Source organism: Acinetobacter sp. ATCC 27244 (genome assembly GCF_000156555.1).
GTDB lineage: Bacteria > Pseudomonadota > Gammaproteobacteria > Pseudomonadales > Moraxellaceae > Acinetobacter > Acinetobacter haemolyticus.
On sequence record NZ_GG665954.1, the window covers coordinates 95,305 to 104,422 of the forward strand.

Genomic DNA, 9,118 nt, shown 5'->3' on the forward strand with positions numbered 1-9,118 from the left:
TTAGCAAATTGTGAAAGAACAGATCAGCGAGGCGTAAGCCGTACTGGATATACTGAACTGTGTGATATGGGAGCGATAGAGCTGGTCGTTGATCGTAGTAATATTCCAATTGCAGGACAGGATATTTTTTTCAATGACATTGCAAAATTTAATATCTCTGAAAGTTTAGTCGATGGAGAGTTACTTGACCCCGCAACTTGTGAGAAAGTATTAGGTAAGCGCTCAGATGGGCAAGCTTGGCAGTTTGGTTGTTTGGAAGTTGTTCAGAATCAAACACCATCGAAGGGAACTCTAACTTTAGATCAAGACGGAAATGTTACTTATGTTCCGTATAGTAATTGGCATGGTGCAGATATATTTAAAATGCGGATTGTAACGACAACAACGCGCTTTAATGATATTTCGAATAATTACATTGAGATTCCAACAACGATTGTACAGGATCCTAAAAATAATTTTAAAAGTAAGACTGTAAATGTTGGTGGAGGAAGTATTGGATTTGGCGCAATTATTATGTTATTCGGCTTAATAGGGTTACGTCGGTTTAAGTCATAATCAAGGATGATGAGATGAAAAATTATAAGAAAGCGTTATTAGCATCAATGGTATTGGCATCAATGTCTTTGATAGCTGATATGAGTGATGAGCCTATTAAGGTCACTACATTTGCGGATGAAGATGGTGAAAACTTAAAAGCTTGTTCACTTCGTGAAGCACTTGAAACCGCAAAACGGCGTACTTCTTATGGTGGGTGTGTGGTAACAGATACTCGTTCTAGTACGCAAAAAAATATTCAACTTGAAGCGGGTGTTTATACGTTAAAAAGTGAACTTCAACCACAAGTTGGTGTTTCAATTTTTGGTGCAGGTCCTGTAGATTGGGAAAATAAAAATGTTTTATTGAATGATGTGGTTAATCAATACCCAGCGCAAATTCCTTTACAAACGACAATAAAAGCAGAAAATTCTCGTATTTTTAATACCACTGTCGGTAAACAGAAATTGGTTTTGAGTAACCTGATTCTAAGCGGTGGGTATACCTCTGGGTTAGGGGGGGCAATTTATGCGGGTGCTGACATTTCTTTGCTAAGTAGCCAAATTTTAGACTCACGAGCAGAGCAGGCTGGTGGTGCAATTTATTTGGCTGGGAATAATAGTGGTTTGTCTATCTCTAAAAGTTTAATCCAAGGTAATCAAGCACCTGTTGGAAGTGTGCTTGCAATGCATGATAAAAATGATTTGGGCTACACGAAACGTAACATTACAATTAATTCAAGTAGCCTAATTGGAAATGGTCTAGCTAGTTCTAAGAGTATGTTTGAGTTTGTTGGGGAACCAACAGTTGTGCTGGAATCTAATACGATTGCTAAGAATATAGCGAACTCGTCAAATGGAAATCTTATCAAGTTTACAGGGGATGCAGAAGCAGGTACAACAACGGGTAATAGCTCTAGCGTATTAAGTACTTTGAGTCGTTTAACATTAGAGAATAATACCATTGTTCAGAATAATGCATTCACTACACTTTTATATGACAAAATCGGATTGAAGCGCATACGATTTAATGTGTTGGCATATAATGGTGGTGCAGGGACTTACGCGTGTCGTTATCTTTTGGGTGGGGCCAAAGAGCAGAAAGATTTTGCAATGCTTTTTGCTTATAATGCTATCGTGAGAGAAGAAACAGCGGAAAATTTCTGTGATTTGCCCGATGAAGTTTTTGTCAATAACGAAAGCAATATTGATGTAAGCGGTAAACCAATCAGTACATACTTAAGTGAGTACATCCCTGCTTCTGTCCACACTGGATTTTTGCCCTTATATTATCCTATCGATAATAATAGATTTCAGCAGGATGAAGATAAAAAAATTAAGGATCTAACCAATACAGGGGTGACTGATTGTAGTAAAATTGATCAGCGAGGGTTGTCTAGAATTACTGATGGTGCTTTGAACTTTGATCCAAATGCACGAAATACTTGTGATATTGGTTCTGTTGAGTTAATGCGTTTAACTGCTGGTGATATTTTTGATCTATCAAATAGTTCAATTAGCAAAATGATCGATAACTATCAAGGTAGTTACGACTTATTTGAAAATTTAGTTAAAAATCCAAATAATGCAGAATTCCTAACGTATTATAAATTCCGTTTAGAGCAATACAAAAAAGTTTTAGATGTGTTTGCTGATCCAGAAAAAAGCAAGAATGCATTAAAATATCGCGCGATTTATGTAGATTTACGCAATCAAAAGCTACCTTTGCCTGAAGAGGTTCTTACATCTGATGGGAAAACACGTGCTTTACAATTCTTTAATACGAAGGATTATAAGATAATTGTTGAAGCATTAGGAAAAGGGCAGATTGATGGTGCGATTGCTGGTATTGAACCAGAAGAGGAGCTTGTCTGTAAGTGGAATGCTGATCTAGAACAGATTATGATTTATCGTACTGATGATGAAATAACTCAAGCTGGTGACAAGTACTATTGTAAATATACGATTACATCGAGTACTGATGAAAGAATTACCTCAACAGGATTATTGCAGGCTGCTTTTGTAAATATTGCACCTGTAGTTAAAGACACCTCAGTAACATTGAAGTATCAACAAAATGAAACTGCTACTTTAAACTTATTAAATTTTGCCAATGATGATGGTGATACTGGTCCAAATGGCTCAGGTCCTGAGTTAAAGCCAAATAAACCTGCTTTTTGGCATAATGAAGAAGGTGTAGAGTTGCCAATCCGCTTATCCAATGTTTCTAGTAATTTAATTATTACTGCTGATCGAGTAGGGAATTGTCCTGCGCCAGATGAACAAGAAAAATGTTATGGTGGTAATCTTTATATTAAAGAAGCAAATGCTTTTAACCAATTTAACTTTTCATTTAACTACCAAGTTTATGATAATGAACTTCCAACGCCTGCGATCTCAAATGTGGGTACAGTTAGAGTGATAAGCACGGCTAATACAACAGATAATAAACGTAATGCGAATAGCGGTGGAGGAAGTACAACACTTCTATCATTATTTGGTCTACTAGGTTTGTTAACTTATCGCCGTTTTAGAAAGTAAGATCAATGTAAAAATAGCGCCATATGGCGCTATTTTTTACCTTAGTACATACGCTATTTTAGTGTTCAGAATATTTAGTTAAATATTCTTCTCTAATATTTACGCGCTCTTCTAAGCTTGCATTTTGCATGCGTTTACGTAAGGTGCTGCGTTCTTGTGTGCTCATTCTCTGCCATACATCACGCATTTTTTGTTTTTCATCATCGGGGAGTTGAGTAAACCACTCCATGCGTTGTTGTAGTTGAGAGCTTTGATCGCTAGGAATCTCTTTAAGCGTTTGATATCGCTTTATAAGCGCACGTTGCTCTTCTGGGGATAAATCATCCCATGCTTCTTCTGTCGTTGTTTTAACTGGCTTGGAAAATGGCCAAAAGCGATCTGAGCCAGCAAAACTCGTCTGTAATAAGCCGACTGTACATACAACAAGTGCTAATCTTTTAGCTGCCATGTCGAACCTTATCCTCGCCCAAGACCATTAACATTTCCATATCTTCAACCATTTGAGGGGACAGTTTTGGATTAATCACAACTTGGTTTTGTGGTTTATCAGTCAATTGTAAAGAGTTCGGTAAAATCACAATACCTGTAATTGCAGCAGCTAATGCAAAACCAGACATTTTCCAAATGCTGTAATAAGACGTTGGTTTCTTTTGGACACTATCCAAAACATGATTCATCACCATGAGCTTATTGTGCTGCTGTTCTTTTGCAAGTTGATCAAGTTTGGAAGTCACTTGTTTAGTGAACTCATCTTTATCCATTTGATGATCCTCCCGTATGTGGATTTAAATGCGCGAGAGCAACTCGGAGCCCCTGAATTGCACGGTGATAGTGTGTTTTTACACTACCTTCACTACAGTCCATAATTTGAGCAGTGGTCATCGTGTCGAAACCCTCCCAAGCTCTCAGCATAAATGCTTGTTGTTGGCGAACTGGTAACTGATGAATGGCTTCTTGAATTTCATCCATTGTGACTTCTTGATCAAGAAACTCAAATGGATTCGGTGTAGATTCATCAATAATATCAGTAATTTCTTCATCATCATCTAAATTAATTTTTTTAAATAAAGAAAATGGATTAGCGCGGCGTGCTTCCTTACGTCTCCAATCTTGTAGTTTATTATTAAGGATTGTATAGAACAGAGGGTACCATTCTTCAGTACTTTTATCTGCATATGATTTATGCAAAGAAATAAATGCTTCTTGCACTAAATCCATTGCGATCCCTTGTTGCCCTTGTGTAGCACTTTCCATCATTACAAGCGCACGACCAGTCACATCTTGCATAAAAAAACGAAGACGTTGTTCAACAGTACTGGTATCAGTACTGTTGCCAGTTTGAGCCTGTTTCGGTGCTAAATCCATAGAGATGGAAAATCCTGTCATGGAAACCCACCATTATTATCAATTCATTAATCATATAACGTTGAAAATGGTGGATGCGTTGACAACTTAAGCAATTATTTTTTGTAGTGTAATAGATTTTTCCAACAAAAAAATCGGCTTTAATGTAATTTAACGTTTTATAGACGTTGACGGACCATCTCAAAAAAGCAGATTGAACCTGCGATTGCAACGTTTAAAGATTCTTGTCCCCCTGGTTGAGGAATTGTTACAGCTTGAGCATGTTCAAGTGCATACTCACTTGCACCTTGACCTTCATTCCCTAAAATCCATACGCATGGTTGGGTCAAATCTTTGGAATATAGACTCGTTGATCTATGTGAGCTGGTGACAAAAACTGGGATCTGAAATTTTGGAAGAATTTCATTGAGCTGAAAGTTTTCAAAACAATTCAAACTAAAATGAGCGCCCATGCCAGCTCTTAGCACTCTTGGAGACCAAAGTGTTGCAGAGCCTTGCGTACAAACGATTTGTTTGATATTTGCTGCGGCTGCTGAACGTAATAATGTCCCCACATTTCCGGGGTCTTGGATATTTTCCAAAATCAAAGTATCAACACTAAAGTCAATTGTTGATGCTGTTTTAGGTAGATCAATAATGGCTAAGCAGGGAAGCGTCGTGCCTAGAGTGCTTAGATCTTTATAGAGTACTTCGCTAATCACAAAAACATGACCTTGATGTAGCTCCATCACATTTTGTAGATCTGTATGTGCAAGCGCTTGTTCAGTTGTAAATAAAGAAAATATTTTTTTCTGTTGTTGCAACCATGCAATGCAAAGATGACTACCTTCTAAAACGGTTTGTTGATGTTTTTTTCGAGCACTATTGAGTTCAATTAAGCCACGCAAATGTTTAATTTTTGCATTGTCTTTTGATTCTAAAAAGATAACCGCCATAAGAAGAACATCCGAAAGGGCATCAATATAATGATGCCCGAAGTGATTAAGTTATGAATGATAGCTCGTTACACGTTGAACTTCATTTTTAGAGCCAATAATGACTGGGACACGTTGATGAAGCTCAGTTGGCTGGATTTCCATAATACGAACTCGACCTGTTGTAGAAGCACCACCAGCCTGTTCGATTAACATGCTCATCGGGTTGGCTTCATACATAAGACGTAAACGTCCTGCTTTTTTCGGATCTTTCAAATCATATGGGTAAAGGAAAATCCCACCACGACATAAGATACGATGAATATCACCTACCATACATGCAACCCAGCGCATGTTGAAATCTTTTTCACGTACTGATGTTTTCCCTGCTAATAGCTCATCGATATAACGCTTTACAGGATTCTCCCAATGACGTTGATTTGATGCATTGATTGCAAACTCTTGAGTATCCGCTGACACTTGTACATTTTCAGTGGTCAATAAAAATGTCTGTGAGTTTGGATCTAAAGTAAAGAACACCACGCCTGCACCGACTGTAAGCGCCAACATGGTTGATGGACCATAAAGCACATAGCCTGCAGCGACTTGCTCGATACCAGCTTGCATAAAGTCGGCAGACTGAGTTACTGCATTTTTTGCGGGCAAGATCGAGAAGATCGTACCAACACACATATTAATATCGATGTTACTAGAGCCATCTAGTGGATCAAATAACACTAAATATTTTCCATTTTCTTGAGCAGGGGTAAAATCGTCCAACTCTTCAGATGCTAACCCACCGACTTGAGGGTGTACTTTTAATGCATCGATTAAATAATCGTTAGAAATTACATCTAATTTCTTTTGAGTTTCACCTTGAACATTTTCATTGCCCGCACTTCCTAGAATTCCAGCTAAAGCGCCTTTTTGTAATGCTTGATCAATAGTCTTGCAGGTTTCAGCAATTGTTGCGATGACTTGAGCCAATTCTGGAGTCAAATTCCCATTTTGTTGTTCTAAATATTGAGACAAAGTTAGGTTTGACATTTTTAATAGCTCCAATTTAGCTGTGTCAGAAATGGATAAAAAAGAATGCGCCTATTCTAGATGAGATCGCTATAAAATAAAAATTATCTTACTTTATTTATGTTGCTTTTATGATTACAAGTACGGCATTACATGCTATGTTGATTGGATATTAAACAGGACGTTGGAGATCGAAAATGTCAACTAAGACTTTTGAGGCAACACCTACTGCAGGTGAGCCAATTAATTTAGATGAAATTTCTAAAGAATGTGTCAAGGATGCTTGGAAAGAGTATGAGGCAAAGCCTGAATATAAAAAGTTTAATAAGCATGACTTGATAGAATCAATGCAACCTACTGATGACGATACCTCATCTCAAACATAAAAAATGCTCACATGATGTGAGCATTTTTTATTAAACTTATTTATCTTAATAAAGGTGGCACAGCTTCGTAGTTGATCTCAACACGACGGTTTTCTTTCCAAGCTGCTTCGTTGTGACCTGGGTTTACAGGAGCTTCTTTACCATAGCTAACTGCTTCAAGCTGCTGAGGATTTACACCGTTTGTTACTAAGAAGCTTTCAACTGCTTTTGCACGACGCTCGCCTAATGCCATGTTGTATTCACGGGTACCGCGTTCATCGGTATGTCCAGTCAAAGCTACACGTGAATTTGCATTTGCAACTAAGAACTGCGCATGTGCTTGTAATGTTTGGTAGTCTTCGTTAGATAACTCACTGCTGTCATAGTCAAAATGAACAACGCGTTTCGCCAAGAATGCTTTATTTGCAGCAGTCACCCCTTTTGCAGATGCACCAGCTAAGTTTTGTGCATTTAAGGCTGCATCTTCGCTCAAACCTTCAGTACTTACTGTCGTACCTGTTGGTGTATTTCCTGCAGTAATGTCTGTTGCTGGTTTACGGCTTGCACAACCAGTAAATACTAGCGTTGCAGCAATGAGTGGAAGGCTAAGATATTTCATATTCATGTGATTCTCCAATCAAGTAAATTTATTTTGGTGCCCAAGCAGGTTCACGAACTTCACCTTGCTCGCTTGGTAAATTCATACGGAAACGACCATCAGTAGACATGATTGACAGCAAGCCACGATTACCTTCGCGTGTTGCATAAACAACCATTTGACCATTTGGTGAGAAGCTTGGTGATTCATCTAAGCTGGTTGGGGTTAAGATATTTGTAATCCCTGTATTAATATCTTGGAGTGCAACTTTATAATTGCTTCCACTTGGGCGATGTACTAGAGCGAGTCTTTTTCCATCCGCACTCAAGGTCCCACGTGCATTGAAAGCACCGCGGAAGGTGAGTCGCCGTACTGATTTATCTGCAAAGGTATAGCGATAAATTTGTGGAGAACCACCGCGATCAGACGTGAAAATAAATGATTTACCATCTGGCGAATAACGTGCTTCAGTATCAATCGCAGTATCATTGGTCATGCGCTGTACTTGACGTGTATTCAAATTCATTTGGTAAATTTCAGGATTACCATGCATGGATGCTGTAAATAACATCGATTGACCATCAGGTGAGAAGCTCGGCGCACCATTTAAGCCTCTAAAGCTTGCAAGTACTTCACGTTGACCAGTCGCTAGATCTTGTAAATAAATGGCTGGACGCTTGGTTTCAAACGAAACATAAGCAATTTTCTTCGCATCAGGCGTCCAAGTTGGGGAGAGGATAGGATCACGTGATGAAAGTACGGTTTTCGGTTGTTCACCATCGGTGTCAGCAATTTGTAAAGTATAACGCTGTGCGGGATTTGCTTGATTACGGAGTACATAAGCAATACGACCACTAAAGTCACCGGGGATGCCTGTCAGAGCTTGATAGATAGCATCACTGATCATATGCCCAGCTTGACGTACACGACCAGCAGGGACAGTCAAAACCTCATTGAGTAAGTATTGTTGTTTTTGTACATCGTAAAGCTGATAGTGAATTTCAAAAGTATTGGCATTGATCGCCTTACTTTGACCAACCACAACATATGGAACACCCGCATTTTGCCAATCACCAGCCTGAATCTGATTCATACTGGCAGTTGCAGGTAAATTCTGTGACGCACTGGTAAAACGACCAGAGCGATTCAGATCACTTTCAACAATGGGGTAGATCGCATTGTCATTTGTAAATGGAACAATAGCGATTTTTGGCGCTTTTTCGGGTGCTTTTGCAATCTCCAATTGAAGCTGCGCAAAAGTTGTCACTGGAATAGCGGTACTAATTGCAGTAAAAACGGCAATTGCGATGAGATGCTTACGAGTCTTTTCCATAGTTACAATTACTTGCTCTCGTTTTTTTGTGGCTGTTGATTATTTAACATAGTTACATGCTTTGTGCTATTACAAGCATGTAACGTTAACCATTTATTACTATTTTGCAGTGAAGTTTGAAGTAAAGCTTCGAGCTTCACGTCTTGCATCTGGATCTTCTGGCATCGGATAAGGAGCTGCTGCCCGTATCGCTGCTTCAACACTAGCTTTAACATCAGGATCACTTGCTGTCACAACAACAGATAAGACCGCACCGTTATCACTTAATGTTACCCGGGCACTAGCTCTTTGGCCTGATGAACCTAATGGCATAGTCCAAGCACGGTAAATTTTCTGTTCGAAATCACGTTTAGCTGTTGAAGCAATACGTCTAGATTCAGCTTTTTTCTGGGCTGCTTCTTGTTCCGCCTGTTTTGCGGCAGCAGCTTTAGCATCCGCCTCGG

At 38.9% G+C, this 9,118-nt stretch carries 11 protein-coding genes; 3 read left to right on the top strand and 8 right to left on the bottom strand.

The genetic code is table 11. The annotated features are described in order from the left end of the window. Both rbtA and HMPREF0023_RS07965 read left to right on the top strand, forming a co-directional pair. Positions 1-555 (top strand): rhombotarget A (gene rbtA / locus HMPREF0023_RS07960; RefSeq protein ID WP_008941754.1); only part of this gene is annotated, 555 nt, incomplete at its 5' end. Between the two features lie 14 nt (positions 556-569). Next, entirely contained in the window at positions 570-3,074 is a 2,505-nt protein-coding gene (locus HMPREF0023_RS07965; RefSeq protein ID WP_008941755.1) for a CSLREA domain-containing protein, read from the top strand. 58 nt (positions 3,075-3,132) lie between these two features. Here the strand turns inward: HMPREF0023_RS07965 and HMPREF0023_RS07970 are convergent, their stop codons facing one another. From HMPREF0023_RS07970 to HMPREF0023_RS07990, 5 genes are all read right to left on the bottom strand, one after another. Beyond that, positions 3,133-3,522 (bottom strand): DUF3106 domain-containing protein, encoded by a 390-nt coding sequence (locus HMPREF0023_RS07970; RefSeq protein WP_008941756.1) that lies wholly within the window; start codon positions 3,520-3,522, stop codon positions 3,133-3,135. Further along, on the bottom strand, positions 3,512-3,835 hold the full coding sequence (locus HMPREF0023_RS07975; RefSeq protein ID WP_008941757.1) for a hypothetical protein: 324 nt from the start codon (positions 3,833-3,835) through the stop codon (positions 3,512-3,514). The genes HMPREF0023_RS07970 and HMPREF0023_RS07975 overlap by 11 nt, the downstream gene beginning before the upstream one ends. Further along, positions 3,828-4,439, bottom strand: a complete 612-nt coding sequence (locus tag HMPREF0023_RS07980) for an RNA polymerase sigma factor (protein WP_008941758.1) — start codon at positions 4,437-4,439, stop codon at positions 3,828-3,830. Before HMPREF0023_RS07980 ends, HMPREF0023_RS07975 begins: the two co-directional genes overlap by 8 nt. A gap of 158 nt (positions 4,440-4,597) precedes the next feature. Then, entirely contained in the window at positions 4,598-5,374 is a 777-nt protein-coding gene (locus HMPREF0023_RS07985) for a TrmH family RNA methyltransferase (RefSeq protein WP_008941759.1), read from the bottom strand. Between the two features lie 51 nt (positions 5,375-5,425). Then, entirely contained in the window at positions 5,426-6,400 is a 975-nt protein-coding gene (locus HMPREF0023_RS07990; RefSeq protein WP_005084499.1) for a class 1 fructose-bisphosphatase, read from the bottom strand. Between the two features lie 176 nt (positions 6,401-6,576). On the opposite strand from HMPREF0023_RS07990, the gene HMPREF0023_RS07995 reads away from it, so the two are divergent. Next, positions 6,577-6,765 carry an NF038105 family protein gene (locus tag HMPREF0023_RS07995; protein ID WP_008941760.1) on the top strand — a complete coding sequence of 63 codons (189 nt, stop codon included), beginning with the start codon at positions 6,577-6,579 and terminating at the stop codon, positions 6,763-6,765. A gap of 40 nt (positions 6,766-6,805) precedes the next feature. On the opposite strand, the gene pal is transcribed toward HMPREF0023_RS07995, so the two are convergent. The 3 genes from pal to tolA all read right to left on the bottom strand — a co-directional run. Further along, positions 6,806-7,369 carry a peptidoglycan-associated lipoprotein Pal gene (gene pal, locus HMPREF0023_RS08000; RefSeq protein ID WP_004641816.1) on the bottom strand — a complete coding sequence of 188 codons (564 nt, stop codon included), beginning with the start codon at positions 7,367-7,369 and terminating at the stop codon, positions 6,806-6,808. A 22-nt stretch (positions 7,370-7,391) separates the two neighbouring features. Then, positions 7,392-8,675 carry a Tol-Pal system beta propeller repeat protein TolB gene (gene tolB / locus HMPREF0023_RS08005; protein ID WP_008941761.1) on the bottom strand — a complete coding sequence of 428 codons (1,284 nt, stop codon included), beginning with the start codon at positions 8,673-8,675 and terminating at the stop codon, positions 7,392-7,394. Between the two features lie 99 nt (positions 8,676-8,774). Continuing rightward, positions 8,775-9,118: cell envelope integrity protein TolA (tolA, locus tag HMPREF0023_RS16895; protein ID WP_008941762.1), on the bottom strand; the 344-nt coding region annotated here is incomplete at its 5' end.